Source organism: Scytonema hofmannii PCC 7110, assembly GCF_000346485.2.
In the GTDB taxonomy this organism is placed as follows: domain Bacteria; phylum Cyanobacteriota; class Cyanobacteriia; order Cyanobacteriales; family Nostocaceae; genus Scytonema; species Scytonema hofmannii.
In genome coordinates this window covers 5,371,259-5,393,991 of record NZ_KQ976354.1, presented here as the reverse complement: position 1 = coordinate 5,393,991, position 22,733 = coordinate 5,371,259, and the positions used below count along the sequence as shown (strand labels likewise).

At 40.8% G+C, this 22,733-nt stretch carries 20 protein-coding genes; 11 read left to right on the top strand and 9 right to left on the bottom strand.

The annotated features are described in order from the left end of the window. Positions 1-84: 84 nt before the first annotated feature. From WA1_RS22350 to WA1_RS22335, 4 genes are all read right to left on the bottom strand, one after another. Entirely contained in the window at positions 85-1,485 is a 1,401-nt protein-coding gene (locus WA1_RS22350) for a ferredoxin:protochlorophyllide reductase (ATP-dependent) subunit N (protein WP_017744459.1), read from the bottom strand. A gap of 96 nt (positions 1,486-1,581) precedes the next feature. Next, on the bottom strand, positions 1,582-2,316 hold the full coding sequence (locus WA1_RS22345) for a DUF5331 domain-containing protein (RefSeq protein WP_017744460.1): 735 nt from the start codon (positions 2,314-2,316) through the stop codon (positions 1,582-1,584). A 28-nt stretch (positions 2,317-2,344) separates the two neighbouring features. Further along, positions 2,345-3,211: a ferredoxin:protochlorophyllide reductase (ATP-dependent) iron-sulfur ATP-binding protein gene (gene bchL, locus WA1_RS22340; RefSeq protein WP_017744461.1), complete on the bottom strand. Its 867-nt coding sequence runs from the start codon at positions 3,209-3,211 to the stop codon at positions 2,345-2,347. A 567-nt stretch (positions 3,212-3,778) separates the two neighbouring features. Beyond that, positions 3,779-4,039, bottom strand: a complete 261-nt coding sequence (locus WA1_RS22335; protein ID WP_017744462.1) for a TIGR02450 family Trp-rich protein — start codon at positions 4,037-4,039, stop codon at positions 3,779-3,781. A 218-nt stretch (positions 4,040-4,257) separates the two neighbouring features. Between WA1_RS22335 and WA1_RS57170 the strand changes: the two genes are divergently transcribed. The 3 genes from WA1_RS57170 to WA1_RS22325 all read left to right on the top strand — a co-directional run bounded on the left by WA1_RS57170 (position 4,258) and on the right by WA1_RS22325 (position 5,632). Next, positions 4,258-4,539 (top strand): hypothetical protein, encoded by a 282-nt coding sequence (locus WA1_RS57170; RefSeq protein WP_158516679.1) that lies wholly within the window; start codon positions 4,258-4,260, stop codon positions 4,537-4,539. Between the two features lie 26 nt (positions 4,540-4,565). After that, a complete protein-coding gene (locus WA1_RS22330; RefSeq protein ID WP_158516678.1) occupies positions 4,566-4,718 on the top strand; it encodes a hypothetical protein in 153 nt (50 codons plus the stop codon). Positions 4,719-4,810: 92 nt separating this feature from the next. Continuing rightward, positions 4,811-5,632: a squalene/phytoene synthase family protein gene (locus tag WA1_RS22325; RefSeq protein ID WP_026134772.1), complete on the top strand. Its 822-nt coding sequence runs from the start codon at positions 4,811-4,813 to the stop codon at positions 5,630-5,632. Positions 5,633-6,162: 530 nt separating this feature from the next. Here the strand turns inward: WA1_RS22325 and WA1_RS22315 are convergent. Next, a complete protein-coding gene (locus WA1_RS22315; protein ID WP_017744467.1) occupies positions 6,163-7,779 on the bottom strand; it encodes a cyclic peptide export ABC transporter in 1,617 nt (538 codons plus the stop codon). A gap of 304 nt (positions 7,780-8,083) precedes the next feature. Between WA1_RS22315 and hpnJ the strand changes: the two genes are divergently transcribed. From hpnJ to WA1_RS22290, 5 genes are all read left to right on the top strand, one after another. Beyond that, on the top strand, positions 8,084-9,517 hold the full coding sequence (gene hpnJ / locus WA1_RS22310; RefSeq protein ID WP_017744468.1) for a hopanoid biosynthesis associated radical SAM protein HpnJ: 1,434 nt from the start codon (positions 8,084-8,086) through the stop codon (positions 9,515-9,517). Positions 9,518-9,894: 377 nt separating this feature from the next. Next, complete coding sequence (hpnI, locus tag WA1_RS22305; RefSeq protein WP_017744469.1) at positions 9,895-11,064, top strand: bacteriohopanetetrol glucosamine biosynthesis glycosyltransferase HpnI; 1,170 nt, start codon at positions 9,895-9,897, stop codon at positions 11,062-11,064. Between the two features lie 31 nt (positions 11,065-11,095). Then, the gene (locus tag WA1_RS22300; RefSeq protein WP_017744470.1) at positions 11,096-12,859 is read left to right on the top strand and encodes an ArnT family glycosyltransferase; all 1,764 of its coding nucleotides are present in this window, start codon (positions 11,096-11,098) and stop codon (positions 12,857-12,859) included. A 68-nt stretch (positions 12,860-12,927) separates the two neighbouring features. Then, entirely contained in the window at positions 12,928-14,550 is a 1,623-nt protein-coding gene (locus WA1_RS22295; RefSeq protein WP_033335511.1) for a B12-binding domain-containing radical SAM protein, read from the top strand. A 412-nt stretch (positions 14,551-14,962) separates the two neighbouring features. Continuing rightward, positions 14,963-15,934 carry a glycosyltransferase family 2 protein gene (locus WA1_RS22290; RefSeq protein ID WP_017744472.1) on the top strand — a complete coding sequence of 324 codons (972 nt, stop codon included), beginning with the start codon at positions 14,963-14,965 and terminating at the stop codon, positions 15,932-15,934. A gap of 95 nt (positions 15,935-16,029) precedes the next feature. On the opposite strand, the gene WA1_RS22285 is transcribed toward WA1_RS22290, so the two are convergent. The 3 genes from WA1_RS22285 to hpnA form a co-directional block, all read right to left on the bottom strand. Then, positions 16,030-17,175 (bottom strand): glycosyltransferase, encoded by a 1,146-nt coding sequence (locus tag WA1_RS22285; RefSeq protein ID WP_017744473.1) that lies wholly within the window; start codon positions 17,173-17,175, stop codon positions 16,030-16,032. 155 nt (positions 17,176-17,330) lie between these two features. Next, positions 17,331-18,353, bottom strand: a complete 1,023-nt coding sequence (gene hpnH, locus WA1_RS22280; RefSeq protein WP_017744474.1) for an adenosyl-hopene transferase HpnH — start codon at positions 18,351-18,353, stop codon at positions 17,331-17,333. Positions 18,354-18,484: 131 nt separating this feature from the next. Next, entirely contained in the window at positions 18,485-19,480 is a 996-nt protein-coding gene (hpnA, locus tag WA1_RS22275; RefSeq protein ID WP_017744475.1) for a hopanoid-associated sugar epimerase, read from the bottom strand. A gap of 132 nt (positions 19,481-19,612) precedes the next feature. Between hpnA and WA1_RS22270 the strand changes: the two genes are divergently transcribed. Genes WA1_RS22270 through WA1_RS22260 form a run of 3 tightly spaced genes read left to right on the top strand, consistent with a single transcriptional unit; the run spans position 19,613 to position 21,359 of the window. Then, entirely contained in the window at positions 19,613-20,257 is a 645-nt protein-coding gene (locus WA1_RS22270) for a Uma2 family endonuclease (protein WP_017744476.1), read from the top strand. A 35-nt stretch (positions 20,258-20,292) separates the two neighbouring features. Next, on the top strand, positions 20,293-20,613 hold the full coding sequence (locus WA1_RS22265; RefSeq protein WP_017744477.1) for a DUF433 domain-containing protein: 321 nt from the start codon (positions 20,293-20,295) through the stop codon (positions 20,611-20,613). A gap of 20 nt (positions 20,614-20,633) precedes the next feature. Beyond that, entirely contained in the window at positions 20,634-21,359 is a 726-nt protein-coding gene (locus tag WA1_RS22260; RefSeq protein ID WP_017744478.1) for a 5'-methylthioadenosine/S-adenosylhomocysteine nucleosidase family protein, read from the top strand. 213 nt (positions 21,360-21,572) lie between these two features. Here the strand turns inward: WA1_RS22260 and WA1_RS22255 are convergent, their stop codons facing one another. Then, positions 21,573-22,673 (bottom strand): ATP-binding protein, encoded by a 1,101-nt coding sequence (locus WA1_RS22255; protein WP_017744479.1) that lies wholly within the window; start codon positions 22,671-22,673, stop codon positions 21,573-21,575. Positions 22,674-22,733: the final 60 nt, after the last annotated feature.

The window sequence follows — 22,733 nt, the reverse complement described above, 5'->3', positions numbered from 1 at the left end:
AAAAAAATTCACCACCGATCGTGAAAATTCCTCTTCCCTACTCCCCACTCCCTATTCCCTATTCCCTCTTTTCAGACAGTGAGGTTAAATTTTAGCTTCTTCCTTAACCAACTTATCCCAACCCAAATCTTTGAGATTGTTATTCCGGCGCAGTGGACGCGTGACCAACTCCAGAATGTCACGCGCATTGGTAAAGCCGTGAATCTGAGCAAAGGTGAACTCTACAGACCACTTGGTGTTGATTCCCCTTGCCTCTAATGGGTTAGCATGAGCCATACCAGTAATGACCAAATCTGGCTTCAAATCGTAAATGCGCTGAATTTGGTTGTAGTTGTCTGGCTTTTCCACAATCCTAGGCAAGGGTACGCCCATTTCATGACAAGTTTTTTCTAAAAATGTCAACTCAGCCGCTTGGTAGCGCTTATCCATGTAAGGAATACCGATTTCAGGAACAGTCATACCGCAACGCACCAAGAATCTTGCTAGGGAAACTTCTAGCAAGTTATCGCCCATAAAGAACACGGACTTGCCACGAATAAGTTTTATATAATCTTCCAAACTTTCCCAAATTTGAGCTTCCCGTTCATCCAATCCTTTGGGAGTAATCCCAAACACCGAGCAGATTTTTTCAATCCAAGCGCGGCTACCATCGGGACCAATAGGGAAAGGTGCGCCAATCAGCTTGCACTTACGGCGACGCATTAAGGTTGTTGCAGTGCGGCTGAGGAAGGGGTTGACACCAGCAACATAATACCCTTCTTCAAGAACGGGAAGTTCAGTAAAGCGTTTAGCAGGTAGCCAGCCAGAAACTTTAATACCTTGCTTCTTCAGTTCTAGAGTTAACTGAGTGACAACGGGATCGGGGAGGGAACCAAAGAGGACTAACGGAGGATGATCCGCATACTCGGATTCTTCAGTAGCAACGTCTTCTTTTTTCTTACCAAAATTCAGCAGCTTTTGAATGGCATTGCGCTCGTTTTTCTCAGCTTCTACTGTGGAGACTTTATCCGGACAACGTGCAGCCATTGCAGCTAATACGGTGTCTTCTCCTTGGGTGAAGGCGTAGTCTAAACCGTTAGCACGTGCAACAACAATGGGAATACCAATTTCAGATTCTAGCTTGGGTGCCAAGCCTTCCAAATCCATTTTGATGATTTCTGTGGTGCAAGTACCGATCCAAACTATCACGCTGGGATTGCGATCGCGCTTAATTTGCAAACACAACCGCTTTAACTCGTCATAATCATTAAGCTGGGCAGAAATATCGCCTTCTTCCAACTCTGCCATGGCATAACGAGGTTCTGCAAAAATCATCACTCCCATTGCATTTTGCAGGAAGTAGCCACAAGTTTTTGTACCAATAACTAAAAAGAAGCTATCTTCAATTTTTTGGTAAAGCCAAGCTACGCAGCTAATAGGGCAAAAAGTATGATAATTTCCGGTTTCGCACTCAAAAGTTAAAGCGTCTGGTTGAGCAACTGTCATTTTGGTGTTTTCTCCCCTAAATTGTTAAGATAGGAGTCATTTGTTCTTTGTCCTTCGTATTTACAAATAACAAATAACAAATGACTCCCTTGGTGATTAATTCTTGGGGAAGAGACGAGCAATTTCTGAATCATCCAAATCACTAGATGATAGGTCTTCCCCTAAAAACAAATCGTTATCCGCGTCTTCTTTGTCCATTTTGGCTGCGGATTCATCGCCCCAGACATCTGTTAAGACTTCAGCAAACTCACCGTTCCCATTAGTGGTAGAGTCTGTTGACTGCTTAGAAGTTGTGCTGTCCTCATCCTTCAACTCATCAAAGGATATATCGCCAAAATCATCAACAGAATCTACACCGTTTAAAAATCCCTGCGCCTCATCTGCTGGAGTGACATCCTCTATAGTTGTACTTACAACCATGAGAGTTTCCTCATCGGTATCTATATCAACTGCTGCTACCGCAAAGCCGTTTAAGTGCGAATGGCTCGATGTCTCCTCATCAGAATCTGACTCTTCGCCATTCGTTTCTGTCTCAACTCTGGGAATAACACGGTTACCGAGAGCAATATCTGGGTCGAAATTTAAATCCAGCACCTCAATTAAAGTGTCAGCGTCAGGATTCAGTCTAGAAAAGGGCAGCATTAACTGCGCTAATTTTGGTTCTAACGCATTAGCTACTCCCAGGATGAGGTAAGAAGGGGGTCGCTTACCACCATCAGGGGTGTAAACCGACTCGACCTCCATATGGAGAGTAATCCAATCCCGGTTAATTTGGAAAAATTGTAACCACTTTTGCTTGAGAGATTCCGTAAAACTATGAAAGAAAGGCATATTGTCCCCATCCTGGAACTTTAATGATTTATACAATCATCAAGTCTAATTCTTCTTCTGGTTTAGGAACCTGTGGTTTACCCGGATTTAGATAAAAATCAGACAACAAAGTAAATAATTCCCGATCTGGAGAGTCATTGGGTACAACACCTTCGGGAGACGCCAAAATTTGATCTGCAATATTGAGATAGTAATCACAGACGTAGTTGAGAGATGGGTCAATTTCTGCCATCTCAAACAAAGTCTTGCCTTTAACACGAGAAACTCTAATATCTTCAATCAAAGGCAACACTTCTAAAACTGGCATGGGTACTGCTTCGATGTATTTGTCTATCAAATCGCGCTTGGAGGTGCGATTGCCAATTAATCCAGCCAGCCGCAGTGGGTGAGTCCGCGCTTTTTCTCTCACTGAAGCAGCAATGCGATTGGCAGCAAACAAAGCATCGAAGCCGTTGTCGGTAATAATTAGGCAGTAGTCCGCATAATTTAAGGGAGCTGCAAAACCTCCACAGACAACGTCACCGAGAACGTCAAACAATATAACATCGTACTCATCAAAAGCGTTGAGTTCCTTCAGTAATTTTACGGTTTCGCCTACGACGTAACCGCCACATCCCGCACCTGCTGGTGGTCCGCCGGCTTCAACACAATCTACTCCACCGTAACCCTTGTAAATAACATCTTCAGGCCAAACATCTTCGTAATGATAGTCTTTCTCTTGAAGAGTATCAATAATTGTTGGAATTAAAAACCCGGTGAGGGTGAAGGTGCTGTCGTGTTTCGGGTCGCAACCAATTTGCAGCACTTTTTTGCCGCGCTTGGCTAGGGCGACTGATATGTTACAGCTTGTGGTGGATTTACCGATACCACCTTTTCCATAAACTGCTAGTTTCACTGTTGTTTGCCTCTGATAGTTTTTTATCAAACTTTTGGCTTAAACACTTGCCTTCACCTAGCCCACTTGGCGATTTGTGAGGTATGTGAATGTCATTATTGTGCAAATGACTTGGAAAAGAAAGGGGGTGTTAAATTCAAAAACGCTTCTAGAGACAGCATTTTCGTTTAATTATGTGATTTTATACTTATATCATTCTTAAATAACGTTTAATTCCTAAAATTTTTTATAAAACTTTATTGATTATAATTATTTTATAAAATAAGTTACAATAGACAAAAAAATCCACATACACGACTTCTTCAAAAAGTCGAACTCTATATATCCTCTTGTTCCTAAGCTGCTGCCTGGGAATGCACATCTAGAGTACCGATATAGTAGTCAAACAGGAGGCGATCGCGATGCAAAAGTTTCATCACCAATCATGAACATCCCTCTTACGCATTCCCTATTTTCAAAAGAATGCAAGCAAGATCCCCGACTTCTTGAAGAAGTCGGGGATCTGACTGGAATGTATTGGCGATCGCTTTCAATAGTGTAAATAATAATTACAATTTAAAAATTGGGCTAAAATTTTAGCACAGCATCTTCCATGGAATGCATCTCTTGTAGAGATTGCCAGCCAGATTGCCATTGTGAGGTGTCTTGTAATAACTTGGCATTGATCCAGAAACGGACTTTGGGATCGCAAGAAGCGACCATCTCAGCATAAACCCACTTACCTTGGTTTTTGCGATTGACGACTTGGAAGTGTCGCCAGCCATCTATTTTTGTCCGAGCCGTCCACTTGGAAGCAACTAGGTAAGGAAATTTCTGCTTCTTAGCCATTAGTTATAAATTGTTTTATAAGTTTACAATTATTATCTTACCGTGTAAAGCTATTGTAAACATAGCGATCAAAGGTTAGGGGCTAGGGGCTAGGGAAGAAGGAGACAAGGGGAAATGCCCAATGCCCAATGCCCAATGCCCAATGCCCAATGCCCTAATAGCTTTTCTGGGTTGGGAAAGTGATATATGTGTTAATGTAACTTAATATTTTTCCAACTATGCCCTGCTCGATCTACAGACAAGAAAAGACCCTCAAACACGATTTTGTAAGTAGAGGGATTAACGACTTTTGGTGTTTTGGTAGCAAGCAGGAGTTGGTTGGGAACTTTCAAACCCTCCATTATCGTCGTTATTTGAAATCAATGCAGGTGTATAACCGTTTGCCGTTGCACACAGAGGAGAGTAGCTTGCAAAAGATGAGCCGTACAGCTTGGGTAACATTTAGCACGGTGAGCGTTCATATTAGAGGTGAATGCCAAAAATTCTATTCGGAGCGATAGCTAACAAGTCTAACAGGTGGAAACCGATGCCATTTTTGGCGAATGATTTTAATCTTCTTAGGAAGAGAATAACTGCTCGGTATTTGTCCTTGGAGTCAGAAGTTGGTGACTGCTGGATTGGGTTTGCTCTATTACCAGTGACTCATGAAGAACGAGAGTTGTCAGGTAAACGAGCATAGCGATTTCCGCAATCCCAACTTTTTGATTTGAGTAGTTACTTTTTAACCAACAATATTAAGCAAGTTAACAATACTCAATGGAGTTGCATCGTATGGACTTGTATGGAGACGCCTTAAATATCCTTAGAGAAACGAGTCGAACATTTTATATCCCAATAGTTCGTTTACCACTTGGTTTGCAAGAAGCTGTAGCATCAGCTTACTTGTGTTTGCGAGCCATTGATGAAATTGAAGACAATGCAGAACTAGATAACCCTACCAAAGCAAAACTATTGCGAGCAATTAGCTTGACATTACAAGCAGGGGTTGATGGTTTTCCAGTTGATGCTTTCCACAATGGATTGAGCACCCATGAGGATATACTACCAGAGGTCTCCCTTCGGATTCGAGAATGGGCAATACTTGCGCCTGCAACAATTGCACCTCGAATTTGGGATGCCACTGCTGCCATGGCAGATAGAATGGCATACTGGGCAGAACGTAATTGGAAGATTGATAATGAATTGGATTTAGATCGCTATACGTTTGGAGTTGCTGGTGCAGTTGGCTTAATGCTTTCCGATTTGTGGGCTTGGTATGATGGAACACAGACAAACCGTACCCACGCAATTGGGTTTGGTCGGGGCTTACAAGCAGTTAATATCCTCCGCAACCACAGGGAAGATTTATCGCGTGGGGTCGATTTTTATCCAGTTGGTTGGTCTGAGGAAAGAATGCATCAGTACGCCCGTCGCAATTTAGCCATGGCAGATGCTTATATCAATTCACTTCCTGTGGGTCCAGCCTTGGACTTTTGCCAGATTCCGCTAACTTTGGCTTATGGCACTCTTGAAGCCCTTGTCAATGGCAAACAAAAACTGAGTCGCAGTGATGTTATTGCACTCATTGATCGATTAACTAAAATGAGCACCTAAAGAACTCGCTCTTTTTGCCATATTTCTGATAATTCTTCCCAACAGGAACCTTCATCCTCACACACCACATTAACAGTGACCAGTGACCAGTGACCAGTGACCAGTTAATTTCCATACTTGAATAAATTTTGGGGTCTGGACTGCTTTACGTTTGGTCACAAAATTGCTCCTCCACTTACTCACACTCACAGCATCCTTTTTAAGAAATAGTTCAATATTTTCATCTCTTGACGAACTTCCTTTGACTTCGGAGCCAGTAACCTTAATGCTATTTCTATAGAATTCTTTTATACAAAAACCGTATTTTGAGCGGAAAAATAGCTGAAAATCTAAAGTAAAACTCACAAATCCAACAAGATTTGTAGTTTTTACATCGTTTACGCCTAAGTCAAAAAATGCCTCGGCATCAGAAAAACCAAAATGCTCAATTTTCTAAAGTTAAAGATTGTTAGTTGTTAGTTGTTAGTTGTTAGTTGTTAGTTGGGTAGATTTTACCACTAACTACTAACCACTAACCATTAACCAACTCGTTACTTGTCAAACTCCACTTGACCGTAATCCAATTTTATGATGCGATCGGCTACATGGAAATAGCGATCGTCATGGGTAATGGCAAGTACTGTTTTGCCGCTATCTCTCAGCTTTGGCAGCAGTTCGGTGTAGAAAATTTCCTTAAAAACTGGATCTTGATCTGCCGCCCATTCATCAAACAAATAAATTGGCCGATCCTCCAAGTATGCGCTGAGTAAAGCTAGCCTTTTGCGCTGTCCTTGGGAAAGATTTATGGTAGAAAGTTTACCATTTTCTATTGTCACCTTATGCTCTAATTGAAGTACTTTTAAGTACTCTTGTGCTTGACTTTTTAAGTCAGCATTTTCTAATTCTAAAATCTCATCGAACAAATAAAAGTCAGAAAACACCATAGAAAAATGCTGGCGGTACCATTCTCGATTTTGTTCGCTAATAAGCTCTCCATCAAATATAATTTCTCCAGCTTCTGGTGTGTACAGCCCTATAATTACTTTAGCAAGAGTCGATTTTCCGCTACCATTTCCGCCAACGATAAACACGAGTTGTTGTGGATAAAAGGTCAAGTCAATTGGACCGATAATAAAAGAGCGATCTTCTTGATTGATGTTATAACTATGAGTCACCCGTGAAAGTTTTAAGTTGCTCCAGGAAGTCTTGGTTTTAGGTGGAACTGTGGAAACCTCAGCGTTACTTTCTAAAGACAAGCCTAGTGATTCTATCTTATCTAAGGCAATGCTGGCTCTAGTAATGATAGGGATATTTTCCACAATGTTGTTCATTGGTAACATTAAATAGGTGAAAGTTAAGATAAAGCCAGCAAGTGTTTGAGGATTAATAGTGAGTATATTAGGAAGTGAAAAAAGGACGAAACCAATTGCGAAAAAGAATATAAGTCTTCCCCAACTTGTCGTTATTCCATAAAAGGATAGACCTTGAATATTGTGATGACTAAAAATAGTTGCTGTAGATTGTAAATTTTTAGAAAGAAACCCTTGACGACGATTGTAGTTGAGCTTAAGTTCCTTCACTCCTTCTGTAATGGTGCGGAAATGCTTAAACATTACATCTTGGTCTTCACGAGCAAGAGAAAGATATTTTTTTCCTTGATTTAATAGCCACTGACAACTCCCAATTGCTACGACTGATACGCCTAAAACCATAAGGAAGACTAACCAAGAAAGCCATGTGATGTATGTCAAACAACCTATAACAATGGCAAGATCGATGCAAAGATGTGGTATCACGTGAACAGCATTAGCAACTGTCTGGACATCCTCTGTCAAAGTTGCCAAAATGCGAGAATTTCCAAGTTGTTCCAAATGGTTCAATTCTGAAGTGAGTATCTGGTTACTCAAACGCATTCGTAATTGAAAAATTGCATTTTGAGATATACGAATCAGCAACATCTGGGAAATAACGCTGGTTATCAGAGCTATCAGCGCCAGCCCTACAAAACCCCAAATAACGATCGCAAGGCGTGAATTGGCGTTATTACTTGCTGCACTGCTAATCAGAGCAATGAGGCTAGCGTTACTACCGCCACTTAGGAATCCGGTGACAATCGCAAGAGTCACCATTCCCCATGAAGAACGCAAAAGAAAGGAAATCAGACGCATGAAGGTAGATAGCGAACGAACACAAATTCTTGGGTTTTTGTTATACTACCATATTTGTAGAACAATGTGTACACAAAAATGAAAGAAAAGTCATTGCGGTTTAGGTTGTCGGAGCGTCGATACCACAAACTAAAGCTATATGCTGAGTCCAAAGAAAAAACAATGACACAGTTGATTGAAGACTGGATAGACCGACTACCAACACCAGAAAAAAGAGATCCTCCAAGTCCGTTGTAACTATATACTTGAGAACATCTTCACAAGTGTGCTAAATAACGAACCATAAGGGTGGCTAGAAACTATGATGAAGACTTTGCTACTTAACCCACCGTCCTTTGAAGGATTTGACGGAGGAGCAGGTTCTCGGTGGCCTGCAACACGCGAAATTGAATCGTACTGGTACCCAGTCTGGCTTGCCTATCCTGCAGCAATGATCCCCGAAAGTCGGTTACTAGATGCGCCACCTCATGGCGTATCGCCAGAAGAGACAATACGAATTGCCACCGAATATGATTTTGTTGTTCTTTTCACCAGCACACCAGGATTTCATAGCGATGTGCGTTTGGCAGAAATGATGAAGGCTGCAAAACCTTCGTTAAAAATAGCCTTTGTCGGTCCACACGTGACCACACAGCCAGAACAAAGCTTAATGGCAAGTGAGGCAATTGACTTTGTGACCCACAAAGAATTCGATTACACAGTGACCGAATTTGCTTCAGGAAAATCTCTGGAAGAAATCAAGGGTGTAAGCTTCAGAAAAGACGGCAAGATAGTACATACAGAGCATAGGTTACCTATTGAAGACCTAGATGCATTACCATGGGTAACGCCAATTTACAAGCGAGATTTGGACATACATCGCTACAATGTACCATTCCTACTACACCCATACATTTCTTTTTACACTACACGCGGTTGCCCCGCTAAGTGTACATTTTGTTTGTGGCCGCAAACTTTTGATGGTCACGCATGGCGACAGCGATCGGTGGATGATGTTGCCAAAGAAGTTGAACACGCGCTCAAACTCTTCCCCGATACAAAAGAAATCTTTTTTGACGATGATACGTTTACCATTGGCAAACAGCGGGTGCTAGCCTTATGTGAAAAGTTTAAGCCTCTTAACTTTACCTGGTCTTGCACTTCCCGCGTTCACGTCGATCTAGAAACACTTCAAGCAATGCGTGCTGCTGGTTGTCGGCTGTTTATTGTGGGATTTGAGTCAGGCAATTCTCAAATTCTCAAAAACATCAAAAAGGGAGCAACAGTCGAGCAAGCACGAGAATTCCAGAAAAACTGCAAAAAAGCAGGTATTACCGTTCATGGTGATTTTATTATCGGGCTACCTGGCGAAACGCAAGAAACCATTGAAGAAACTCTGAAGTTTGCTCAAGAACTCGACTGCGAGACGATACAAGTTTCCGTAGCCCATGCTTATCCAGGGACTGAACTATACAACTTTGTCCAATCGAATGGGTACTTGCGCTTAGATGCTGAAATGACGGACGAGACTGGACACCAACTGCCTCACTTTGAGTATCCAAACTTGTCACGCGCTGAAATGATGGCAGCAGTAGAAGACTTCTATGGCAAGTACTACTTCCGTCCCCGCATTGTTGCCCGCATTGTCAAGAAGGCTCTTTTCAATTCTGAAGAACGCCGTCGCCTTTATAAGGAAGCACGAGAGTATCTCAGCTTACGTGCTAAGCGCAAGCAATATGTTGTTAATCAGAGAGCTTAAGGGATTTCCAAGAAATAATACCATTTTGGATTTTAGATTTTAGATTTTGGATTGAGAAAGTCTTGCTTGGACTTAATTTCACCCAACAATCTGTCTCATTCTTTTTTCCAATTGGTTAAATTATCATCTTGTGGGGCGGGCATCCAGTCGCTTCGCTCCAATTTGGTCAATCCCATCCTACAAGAAAAAGCTGGATATTTTTTAACGTGAGTTCGACGAAGTCAAAACAAACCTCACCCCAAACCCCTCTCCTCGTAGGAGAGGGGCTTCAAACCCTGATTATAAGGTTGCCCCTCCCTCTCCTAAAAGGAGAGGGAGGTTGGGAGGGTGAGGTTTGTCGAATTCACGTTTTTTTAATAGCGATTAAAGGAAATTAAATGTTATATCTGTACCAATTTCTGCTTGGGATGTTGTGTCTGTCGGCGATTTGGTATAACTGCTATGCCATTTATGCAGCAATTAAGTTCTTTTCCCATCCGACGCAAATCGATTCCGACTTTCACCCACCCGTTACTATCTTGAAACCAATTTGCGGTCTTGACATTGATACCTACGAAAACTTTGCCTCATTTTGCAAACAAGACTACCCGGAATACCAAATTATTTTCGGCGTGCGCGATGAACGCGATCCCTGTGTAGAAGTCGTCAAAACAATCATCAATGACTTCCCAGAAATTGATATAAGTCTAGTCATTAGCAATCGCACCATCGGTACCAATCTTAAGGTGAGCAACCTCGCTAACGCACAAGCAAAAGCCAAGTATTCGCTCCTACTTCTTGCAGATAGTGATGTCCGCGTACAACCAGATTATTTGATGCGAGTTATCCAACCCATGAACGACCCTACTGTTGGGGTCGTTACGTGTTTGTACCGTCCGCAGGTTCGAGGATGGGTGGCAATCTTTGAAGCCATCGGGATATCTACTGAATACCTTGCTGGTGTTCTAGTTGCAAGATATATAGAAGGAATGAAGTTTGCTTTAGGTCCTACTATTGCAATCCGGAAAACTGCTCTTGAGGCAATTGGAGGGTTTCAAACAATTGCTGATTATCTAGCAGACGATTTCCAACTTGGCTACCTCAGCGCTCAAGCAGGCTACAAGATTGTGCTTTCGGACTATGTTATAGACCATACGATCGCCACAGAAAACTTTATTGACTTAATCCATCGTCAGACCCGTTGGAATTGCTGTACGCGTGTCTCTCGTCCTTGGGGCTATTTAGGGCTGATCTTTACCCACGGAACAGCCATCAGTTTATTATTCTTAATAGCAACATATGAGTCAATTTTCAGTTGGGTAATGGTGGGGATCGTATTGATGACCAGATTCATCATGGCATGGGTTGTTGGGGTCAAAAGCCTAAAAGATCCAGTAGCTAGAAAGTTTTTGTTGTTGGTTCCTTTACGCGATCTTATGAGCTTTGGATTGTGGTGCTACAGCTTTGTTGGCAGTACCTTCAAGTGGCGGGGTCGAAAATTAAGGCTGACAAGAAGCGGGAAATTAATACCACTTACAACCGATTCTACCGAAGCACTATTAACTTAAATTATTTGCATACAATGTCTGTCTGAGTTTTATGCGTAAATACACGCCTATTATTCTGTTGCTTGTTTTTAGTGCAATTATCTACACCAGTATTTCTTTTCAGCCTTCTGTGATTGATAATGCCGATGCCGTGCATGCTCAAGCATCTAGAGAGATGTTGTTGCGGAACGATTGGATAACCATGTACGTTAATGGAGTCCGTTATCTGCAAAAGGCTCCCCTACTTTACTGGTTAGTCGCAAGTGCTTATCAAGTTTTTGGCTTCAATGCCTTTGCTGTGCGTTTTCCCACTGTTATAGCGATCGTACTATTGGGTTGGGTCACCTATGCCTTTGGACAATGGGCTTATTCGCAAAAAGTAGGTCTTTACGCAGCCGCGTCTCTGCTTTTCTGCTGTGGGATGTTTCTGTTCACTCGCATCATGATCCCAGAGGCACTTTTAACTCTGTTAGTAACAACCGCACACTTGTGTTTCTTACGGGCATTCTTTGGTACTGGGATATCCAAAAGATTGTATTACGGATTTTACGTTGCTACAGCGTTAGCGGTATTGACGAAGGGGCTAATCGGTATTGTCTTTACAGTGAGTCCTGTATTTCTATTCCTTTTACTGACTGGTAACCTTTTTGTTTGGAAAGAACTGCGGTTACTTTCAGGAAGTGCCTTGTTTTTAGCGATCGCAGTACCTTGGCATCTTCTTGTTGGGGTTCGCAACGAACATTTTTTCTGGTATTACTTCGTTAACGAACATTTCTTAAGATTTCTTGGGCAACGCTATCCAAAAGACTATGGCAAACTACCGCTCTTGAATTACTGGCTGCTGCATATGGTTTGGTTATTTCCTTGGAGCTTGGGATTTCCGCTACTCATAACGCAGCGACCTCGTTTGAAAGCTCAGGCAAATAAGAAGATACAACTGAATCTCTATTTATGGCTGTGGACAGGAATTATTCTGATTTTTTTCAGTTTCTCTAGCGGTCAAGAGTATTACACATTTCCAGCTTACCCAGCACTTGCCCTGTTGTTAAGTACCGCCTTTACTGAAGCTGAAGAAGGAGTAAAAGCGAAAAAATACTTACTATGGATAAATGGCATCTTAGCCATTCTTGGGATAGTCTTTGCTATCATAATGGGAGTGCTGGTCTGGAACACTCGCAACGTGCAAGCAACAGGAGATCTTTCGTCCTTCCTCAATATAGTCTCTTCTGATGACAAAAGATATACAATTGCACTAGGACATTTATTTGACTTTACGCCATATGCTTTGGCAGAATTACGCAGTCCCGCTATTCTGTCGGCGCTAGTAGTTAGCTTAGGTTTTTTACTAGCATTTTGGTTTCGTCGCAAGCAAAACCACACATACACAGTAATAGTCATGGTGTTGACTATGGGGTTACTTTTTATTTGCGCTAACCGCGCCCACATCAAGTTCGAGCCTGTCCTCTCTTCGCGGGTTCTGGCTGAGGAAATCAAGCAGCGATGGGAACCCAATGCGAAAATTGTACTTAATGGGAATTATGAAACAGGCTCATCTCTCCGTTTCTATATTGACCAACCCATTTATCTCCTCAATGGTCGTACTCTAACAATGGAATTTGGTTCCCGCTACCCAGATACCCAATCCGTATTTTTGAATGATGAAGATATCCGGCGCTTGTGGAGCAGTTCCAACCGGATATTTTTGTTTACGGAAAATCATAAAAAAGAGACATTACTCAAAAATTTGGCTATGCCAACATTTTTTGTTGTAGAAAAAGGTGGTAAAAGTGTTTTTACCAACAAGCCACTGTTGTAACACATACTTCTGACTTTTCACAGGATGTGGAAAAGTAAACAATTCAACTCGTTATTGTAATCACGATAATGCTTTTAGAAAAAACCTTTGCTAGCAATACTTCAACAACCTCCTACATTCCGCGCCATCAAAAGCGCATCCTCTGCATCTTCCCCAAGTACAGTCGGTCATTTGGAACTTTCCATCACGCTTATCCCTTGATAAGTCGTGTTAGAGCTTTCATGCCACCACAAGGTATTTTAGTTGTGGCTGCTTACTTACCCAAACAATGGGAGGTTCGGTTTATTGATGAAAACGTGCGATCGGCAAAAAAGTCAGATTACCGATGGGCTGATGCGATCGTTGTGAGTGGAATGCACATCCAACGGGAGCAGATTAATCAAATCAATGAAATTGCCCACACAGAAGGCAAAATAACAGTTGTGGGAGGTCCTTCTGTCTCCGGTTGCCCGGAATATTACCCCAACTTTGATATTTTACATTTGGGAGAAATGGGAGATGCGACTGACCAAATGATTGAATATTTAGACACACACACCACACGTCCCGAAAAGCAAATTCGTTTTGAAACCAAAGAACGCTTACCTTTGAACGAGTTTCCCATTCCAGCCTATCATTTGGTTAATCTCAAACAATATTTTCTTGCCAATGTTCAGTTTTCCAGTGGTTGTCCTTACCGTTGTGAATTTTGTGATATCCCCGAACTTTACGGACGCAACCCCCGCCTTAAGGAACCAGAGCAAGTTCTTGCTGAACTAGATGCCATGCTGGAATCCGGTAATCCAGGCGCAGTTTACTTTGTCGATGATAACTTTGTGGGCGATCGCCGTGCTCTCATGAAGTTGCTTCCTCACCTGATTGACTGGCAAAAGCGCAATGGGTATCCCATTCAATTCGCCTGTGAAGCGACACTCAATTTGGCACAAAGCCCCAAATTGTTAGAAATGATGCGTGAAGCTTATTTTTGTACAGTTTTCTGCGGTATTGAAACACCAGAAACTGATGCTCTCCAAGCGATTTCTAAAACGCACAACCTCAGTATGCCAATCCTGGAAGCAGTTCGAGTTTTGAGCAGTTATGGCATAGAAGTCGTATCGGGAATCATTATAGGATTTGATACCGATACACCTGATACACCAAATAAAATTCTGGAATTTATTCGATTGTCCCAGATTCCCATGCTGACAATCAACCTGCTCTACGCATTACCCAAAACTCCATTGTGGCGAAGATTAGAACAAGAAGGGCGACTCGTGTTTGAGGATAATCGGGAATCAAATATTCAGTTTTTAATGCCTTACGAACAGGTTATTAATATGTGGCGACGCTGCATTACAGTTGCCTACGAACCTGAATTTTTGTATCAGCGATTTGCCTACAATATGCAGCATACCTATCCCAATCGCATCAAAGTTCCCAATAGCCCAGCCCGTACTTCTTGGAAGAATATTAAAAAAGGTTTGACTATTTTATTAAATATCATACTAAGGGTAGGTGTTTTTGGTAATTATCGTAAAACATTCTGGAAAATGGCAAAACCAGCCTTAAAAGCTGGCAATATAGAAAGTTTAATTCATGTTGGACTTGTAGGGCATCATCTCATTAAGTTTGCACAAGAGTGCGATCGAGGAGACGAATCTGCTTCCTTCTATTCACAGAAAGTACGTCAGCAAGTTTCAATTGAAGTGTAATTAATTACTTATAATTCTCAAATTTACCCCACCCTTAGAAAGGCTAGGGTGTACACACAAGTGGGATTTACCCCCCTTAATCCCCCCGTATGGATTGGGGGGAAATTGAATTTCTGTTCCTTCCCCAATCCATCGGGGAGAAATTGAATTATTGAATTTCTGTTCCCTCCCCTTTCCAAGGTCCGGGTTAGGGTGGGGTAAAAACGAAGCTAAAATCTCGATTTGTCAGCTATTTCAGACTTGTGTGTACACCGTAGTTGCCAAGAGGAGGGTTAGGGAGGGGTCTTTTTATTATATATACCAACGAAAATAAATATAACAATCTTTTCTTTTGAGTATCTAAAGTTCTAAAACAAATAAATAGCTTTTGCTAGATTAAAAATCATATAGTCGCTTTTGTTAAGGTCAGCAAATGGGACAAGCAGAAGCATTGTCTGTAACACAGTTACCAAGTTTTTCCATAGTATTAGAAACGGAAAATTTGGCGAATACCGATCTCAACGGTTTTTATAATTCTTTAACTTCTCTTACGAACCAAGACATCTCTTTTACTCATATTCATCAAGTGTTGCTGATAGATAGCGGTGATGTTCCGCCTGCAAAGCTGAAGCAACTGCAAGAAAATTGTCCTTGGATTACAGTTCATCAAGCTCCATCGGAGACCAGTTATTACAAGGCAAAAATGTTAGGTGTAGCAATAGCTACAGGAGATGTAGTTGTCTACTGCGATTCAGACTGTGTTTATGAGAAAAACTGGTTAAGAAACCTCCTTACCCCGTTCACTCAGGACAATAACATCCAAGTTGTAGCAGGAGAAACGACAGTACGCGGTTGGGGACCATACGGAACTGCAATGGCTTTAACCTACATCTTTCCTCAGTACTCCGGGCAAAAAAACTTAACAAAAACCACCCAGTATTTCCTGAATAATGTAGCTTTTCGACGGGATTTTCTCCTAAAATATCCCATTCCTATCGATCTTCCACTTTATCGAGGTAACTGCGTCATTCATGCTCAAAATATACGCTCTAATGGTTATTTTATTTGGAGACAGCCACAAGCTAGAGCAAGCCACGCACCACCAAACGGGTTATATCATTTTTGCTGGCGTTTTCTACTCATTGGTCACGATTATTACTGGCAAAAATATTTGTTAGCACGGGTTAAATCTGAAGAAAACTACCAAGAACCTATCTCTGGATTCAAAGGAAAGTTACAAGTCTTTTTTGACAGAATAGGAAAAATGTTATCACACAACCCACATCACTTAATTTACTTACCCTTTGCAGTTCCAATTGCTCTGACTGCAGTGTTTCTTATTTTTGTGGGTTATCTTTTGACTCACTTGAAACCACAGTATTTGTTGAAATTTACTAATAGCTAGTTCAATACTGCAAGGGATACGATTCATTACTAAACCACTAACCACTGCGACGGGCGCAAAGTATTGCGCCCCTACTAACAACTAACCACTAACCACTAACCACTAACAATTAAACCATCACCTTCAATTCGGAGTTCTCGTCCGCGCCAGTAAACGCGTTGTCCAAATCCACCTATCACCCAAATGATAAAACTAAGTACGTCTCGTAAAAGTATAACCCAAAGCCAACGCAGGAGTTTGGGGCATTTCATACTAAATATAGACACCATCACTTGTAGATAGCGGATGAGTAATGTTGTCAGGCCTAGAGCGATCGCCCAACCAGAAAAGTGAGATAGTAGCAGCAGAGGAATGCAGTAAACAGTACCGTAGCAAAACGCCATAGAGTAGTAAACGAAACCGCGATTGAAACGAATAGTTCTCGCCCAACGCAATTCTCGGTCATATAACTGCTTAATGCTTTCGTTCCCAGTGTCCCAGTCAAGAATATAGTGGGATAGCTCAACTTGATAGCCTGCTAATGCGGCTCTCTTACCCAAGTTGTAATCTGAACCAATGCGGTTTAATTGTAACCCACCAAAACTAGCTAGAGTCGCTTTATGAGTCGCAATGGTAACTCCTACAGCTAACTGAAGACTGCCATCAATAATACGGGCAATTAATAGACTGGGAATAAAGTCAGCACAGCGACCAAGAGAAGCTAAAGCTGCTCCCAGAAACTGAGGTTTATAGCCTATGTAGGCACAGGTGATAACACTGGCTTTCCCGGTAATTAAAGGCGTGGTGACAGTTTGGATATAGTCTTGAGTGACCCTAATGTCACCGTCAGCAAAGATAATCAGTTCATGCTGAGATTGTTCTAATAGGTAACTTAAATTGCTATCCTTGAGATTGACACCACGAGGCTCTAAACCGACAAAGAGCTTCACTCGGTTAGGAAAAGTAGCAGCGAGCTTTTCCAACATGGGAATAGCAGGATCGTTGTTATCAGTAACACCAAAAAGAACTTCATAGGTTGGATAATTTTGAGTGCATAAAGAAGTCCAATTTTCCCATGCTCCTTCATCTAGACCTCGGATGGATACCAAGATAGAAACTGGTGTATGTTTGGCGATCGCAGTTTTTTCCTGGCTAGATGCATCAGATGAAAAAAACTGATAGGTGCATAAAGCACATGCTAGGTAGAAAATAATTGAGCCACCTATCAGTATGACAAACACGATTTCAAAAAGAGTAATCATGTTCAGTAGTAAGTGGTTGGTGGTGAGTGGGTTGGTAGGGGCGCAACACCTTGCGCCCGTACATGGTGAGTGGTTGGTAGTTAATAGTTAGTAGTAATTCCAACTAACAACTAACAACTAACAACTAACAACTAACAACTAACCATTAACTAAAGCTAGCTTCCCATCCCTAAGAGTGCTTTAACGGAACGTCCAATATTATTAGGTTGCATGGCATCCATTGCAGCAGTTGGTTCATAACCACAATGAACCATGCAATCCGCACATTTGGGATTTCCACTCTTGTGACCGTATTGATTCCAATCAGTTTTATCTAACAGTTCTTGAAAAGTCCTATAGTGACCTTCATTGAGAAGGTAGCAAGGCTTTTGCCAACCAAGAACGCTGTAGCTGGGGCTACCCCAAGGGGTACATTCATAGTCTTTTTCACCAATCAGAAAGTCTAAAAATAGGGGATTGTGATTAAAGTTCCAGTTTTTTTGACCTGTCTTATAAGGTGTTAAAATTTCCCGGAAAAGGGCTTGAGTTTGTTCGCGCCTGAGAAAATGGTCTTGATCTGGTGCCCATTCATAGCTATAGCCAGGAGAAATCATCATGCCATCAATACCAAGGTCACTGAGAAAGCCAAAAAACTCTTGCATTTCTTTTGGGTCAGTACCTTCAAAAATTGTGGTATTTGTCGTGACACGGAACCCTTTGGCTTTTGCCGCACGAATTGCTTGAACGGCAATATCAAACACTCCTTTGCGGTCTACACATTTATCGTGTAACTCCCTCATCCCATCTAGATGAATGCTGAAAGTTAAGTATGGGGAAGGTTGAAACTTATCAAGACTTTTTTCTAACAATAAGCCATTCGTACAAAGGTAAATAAACTTTTTGCGTTCTACCAATCCTCGGACAATCTCATCGATTTGAGGATGAAGCAGGGGTTCTCCTCCGGGAATTGAGACAACTGGCGCACCGCACTCGACCACTGCAGCAAAGCATTCTTCAGGAGATAAATGTTGCTTGAGAATCTCTTTAGGATGCTGTATTTTGCCACAACCAGAACAAGCTAAATTACACCGGAATAAGGGTTCCAACATGAGCACCAAAGGGAAGCGCTTGCGTCCCAACAGACGTTGAGTCACCAAGTACTTACCGACTTCCATTGCTTGTTGTAAATGAATTCCCATAAATCTCCTCTACACCATGACACGGACTCAAGCTAAAAACAGTTGACATTTAACAAATCAACTGATTTCATCTGTAACTTTGGCGATTGTTTTGCATTAACCGATAAAAAGCCAGTAAAAAGTTACTAATTTTATGCTACATCAACGTATTTCTGAAGCTCAAACCAATTTACGGCATCTTGTAAAGCAGTTATAATAGGCGACTGAGGCAATCCAAGTTCTCTGACTGCTTTTGAGGCGTCGTAGTACATTGTTTGACGTGCCATGCGAACGCCATCTAAAGGAACAGAAGGAGTTTTGCCTAAAGGAGCAAGCATTTTTTCATCTACCCAAGCAACACTCAGTGGTATCCAGTGGGGTATGGATATTTGAGGGGCGGGTATACCTGTAATTTCGGCAAGCTGTTCCAAGAGGGTTTTGAAAGAAAGGTTTTGGTGACCTAAAATATAGCGATCGCCTGTTTTTCCTTTTTCCAAAGCTAATATGTGTCCCCTTGCAACATCACGCACATCAATAAAATTTAATCCTGTATTTAGGTAGACAGACATCTGTCGTCGGAGAAAGCGCAAAATTATATCTCCCGTAGGAGTCGGTTTGATATCCATCGGACCAATGGGACTACTAGGATTAACTATTACAATGTCTTGACCGGAACGCACTGCAAGATGAGCTTCTTGTTCGGCAACATACTTAGACTTTTTGTAGTAACCAATAAGTTCCTCAAGAGGACTTTGATGGGTTTCATCGGCAATTGTTCCCGATTTATCTACACCAATAGCAGCAACAGAACTGGTGTAGACTGTTCGTTCAATACCTGCTTGACGAGCAGCCGCTAAGATATTGCGCGTTCCCAGAACATTATTTTGGTATAATAAATCTTTGTCAGATTGCCATAACGAATAATGGGCTGCAACATGGAAAAGAACTTGGCAACCTCGAATTTTGCCGTGCAATTCCGAATCGTTCAGATCGCCTCGAACAATTTCTACATCTAAGTTTTTTAAATTGTCTAAATCACTGCTCGATCGCACAAGCGCTCTGACATTATAGCCCTCTTCAAGTAGCAACCTAACTAAATTGGCTCCAACAAAGCCCGTTCCACCAGTTACAAATGCTCGCTTTGTCATCAGATAAAAATCCTTATAACTTATTGTTCGTTCTTTATCTTTGCTCTTTTTTGGTCAAATTATCTGTCGATTGAAAAGCTAAATGTAGTAAAGTAGATACAAGGATACCATTTGTTTCCTACCTCTATACCTATGACTGCAACACTCATTCAAAGTCCTGACAGGGTATTACTGAAGAATATTAGCTGGCAAACGTACCAATCTTTGGTCAAGGACTTTGAACAGCAGCCAGCTATCCGTCTTACCTACGATCGCGGTTTGCTAGAGATTAGAATGCCATTAGATCCGCATGAAATTTACAAAAAACTACTCGGACGTTTAGTTGAAGCGCTGACAGAAGAACTAGGAATTGAAATCCGAAGTTTGGGATCTAGAACCTGCAATCGCGAAGATTTAGAAAAAGGGCTTGAACCCGACCAATGTTACTATATCCAAAACGAACCAGTAGTTTGGGATAAAGAGCAAATCGATCTGACAAAAGACCCACCTCCAGACCTTACTATTGAAGTTGATATTACCAGTAGTTCTATTGACCGACTAGATATCTATCTAAATATAGGCGTACCCGAAGTTTGGCGCTACGATGGTCAATCAATAATAATTTACTGTTTGGAAAATAATCAATACCAACTACGCGAACGTAGTGTTGCTTTCCCATTGTTAGCAATCCAAGACCTTGGAAGGTTTTTGACTCTGAAGAAAATAACTAAAGAAAATGCCCTGATTCGCTCGTTTCGCGAATGGGTGAAGGAAAATATGACGACGAACAGGTTATAATTTAGTATCTAAGATAAAGAGTATTCAGTAATTTTATGACAGGATCGCCAACTGTAGCAAAGCAGTACGTTGAACAACGAAACAAAGGCTATTGGATTGAAGGGACTCGTATTTCTCTAGATTCAGTAGTTTACGAGTTTTTAAACGGTGAGCCTCCTGAAAGTATTGTGCAAAACTTTCCGTTGCTCACCCTAGAACAGATTTATGGTGCTATTACCTTTTATCTTGCTAATCAAGAGTTAATTGACATTTATTTGAAAGAGGCGGAAGAAGAATTTGAGAAATTGCAACAATCGCTTAGAGAAAAAAATCCATCCTTATATCGGAAATTGAACGCTGCTCAAATGCAAAAGTAGAGCAATTTACTAATAAACAAGTGCAAAATTTGAAAATTCCTATTGATACGATTCTCGTTCCTCAAGGGGCTGAATACAAATCTGTTTGCAAAGGATTAAATCGTGTTGCAGTTCCGAAACCAACAGTTTTTCCAATCCCTATGGGTACATTGCCATTAAAAAATTATTTGGAAATCTGGCAAAAATCTGTACGCCTTCATCCAAATTCGCAAGTTTTGCTGATGGGTTTATGTGGAAGTTTATCAACCCAATATAATGTTGGAGACATTGTGGTGTACAAAAGTTGTATTTATTCGGGTTTCAAACAAGATCGAGAATTGCCTCGATCTATCTCTCAACTCTTCTGCGAGCCTGAATTGACAGCAACACTGCAAAATAAATTATCCACTAAAAAAGCTTTTACAGGGATTGGATTAACAAGCGATCGCTTTATCTATTCTGCCAATGAGAAACTGCATCTAGGTCAAGCGTACAATGCCAATGTTGTAGATATGGAAGGATTTGTTGCACTAGAATATTTGAATCAATTGGGTATTTCTGTAGGTATGGTGCGAGTTGTTAGCGATGATGTACGCTATGATATACCGAATCTCACCAATGCGTTGAATTCTGATGGTTCTTTGCGAGCGCTTCCTTTAGCAATGGGATTACTGCGAGAACCAACTGCCGCAACGCGACTAATTTTTAGTTCCATACGAGGACTACAGATACTGCAAGAAGTGATAACTGCTCTGTTTACTATTTAGACTAAATTATACACAACTTTATTCTTTATCAAGTTACTCAATTTCTATTTTAAGCTGCTCGATTTTACTCTTAGTAGTCATAATGTGGCTTCTTCCTCTTCAATTACTATTCCTCTTTTTAGGAGGAGAAGCTTTTGACTACATATAGAACAACTCTTGAGATGTTATGTCAAATAGTCATTATAAACAATGAAGTTTCTCATCATTTGACTATTATTGAAACTCTTGTTGCTGTATATAACGTCTCCAAAGTCTTCCACGAGCGTTTAAAAAACCTTCTGGGCTAACCTCCAAAAGACCACGTTTAATAAGTGATTGAGATATGCCATCTGTATCTTTATGAAATATTTGATCGACTAGAAGTAGCCTGCTCTTCTCATCTTCTGTAAGATGATACCAAATTACTTTAAAATGTCTAAGTAAAGCTTCATAAAAATCTTCTTCATTATTCATGCCAGTACATATATACTGACCAATTACTTTGCCGTAATATGGCCAACCACCGGTTAAATCATAGATTTTTCCTAAATGGAACTTACTAAAATCAATATTATCTTTTAAATCGTATGAGGTTTCAAGTAAACATTGTGTCCACATTTGTTTGAAGCTTTCAAAATTTAGAGGATTTACTGTCAGTGTCGAACTAGTATTATTTAGTTCTGGAGAGCCAATTATGTCACACAATCTATCCCAAGAAATCGCACCTGCAATCACATAGCATAAGGGCTTAAATGCATAATCGTAATGAGGATTCCAACTAGATACTTTTCGTAAAGTTACAAAACCTTGTCCTTCAAAAGTATGACGTATCAAATATTCATACTCATCTATTAGTAGAGCTACACCAACACGATACTCGCTAATTTTTTTCAAATAGTCTTGGAAAATATAATCAATTTCATAATCTTCTACTTGTAATAATTGCTGATAATAGGCTTCCGGAGGTTGATTTTTATTTAAAACTACTTTGTTTAAAGCCAGATCGTTAGGAATTTTATCTTTTTCTTTTGTAGAAACAGCAGCATGAATAAAAGCTAAAAGCCATCGATAAGCACTTGCAAAACCTTTAATATAAGGACTTTCATAAAAATTAATATAAACAGGAACAAGTCCAGACGTTTTACTACTAGATATTTTTGATAAACAGCATTGAAGAAGAGATGTTTTACCGGAACGACGTTCTCCTAAGAGTAATACATTAGTTCCCATTTCTAATTGAATACATAGTTGTTCCAATAATGCTCCAGGCTGATTATGACCAAATAATTGTTGAGGCTTTATTACTTCTCTATCTGGATTAAAACCTGATTTCATTTTTAATTATTTTTTGCAATTTTACTACTTTGATTTCTCGATTTAATTACAAACTCAATG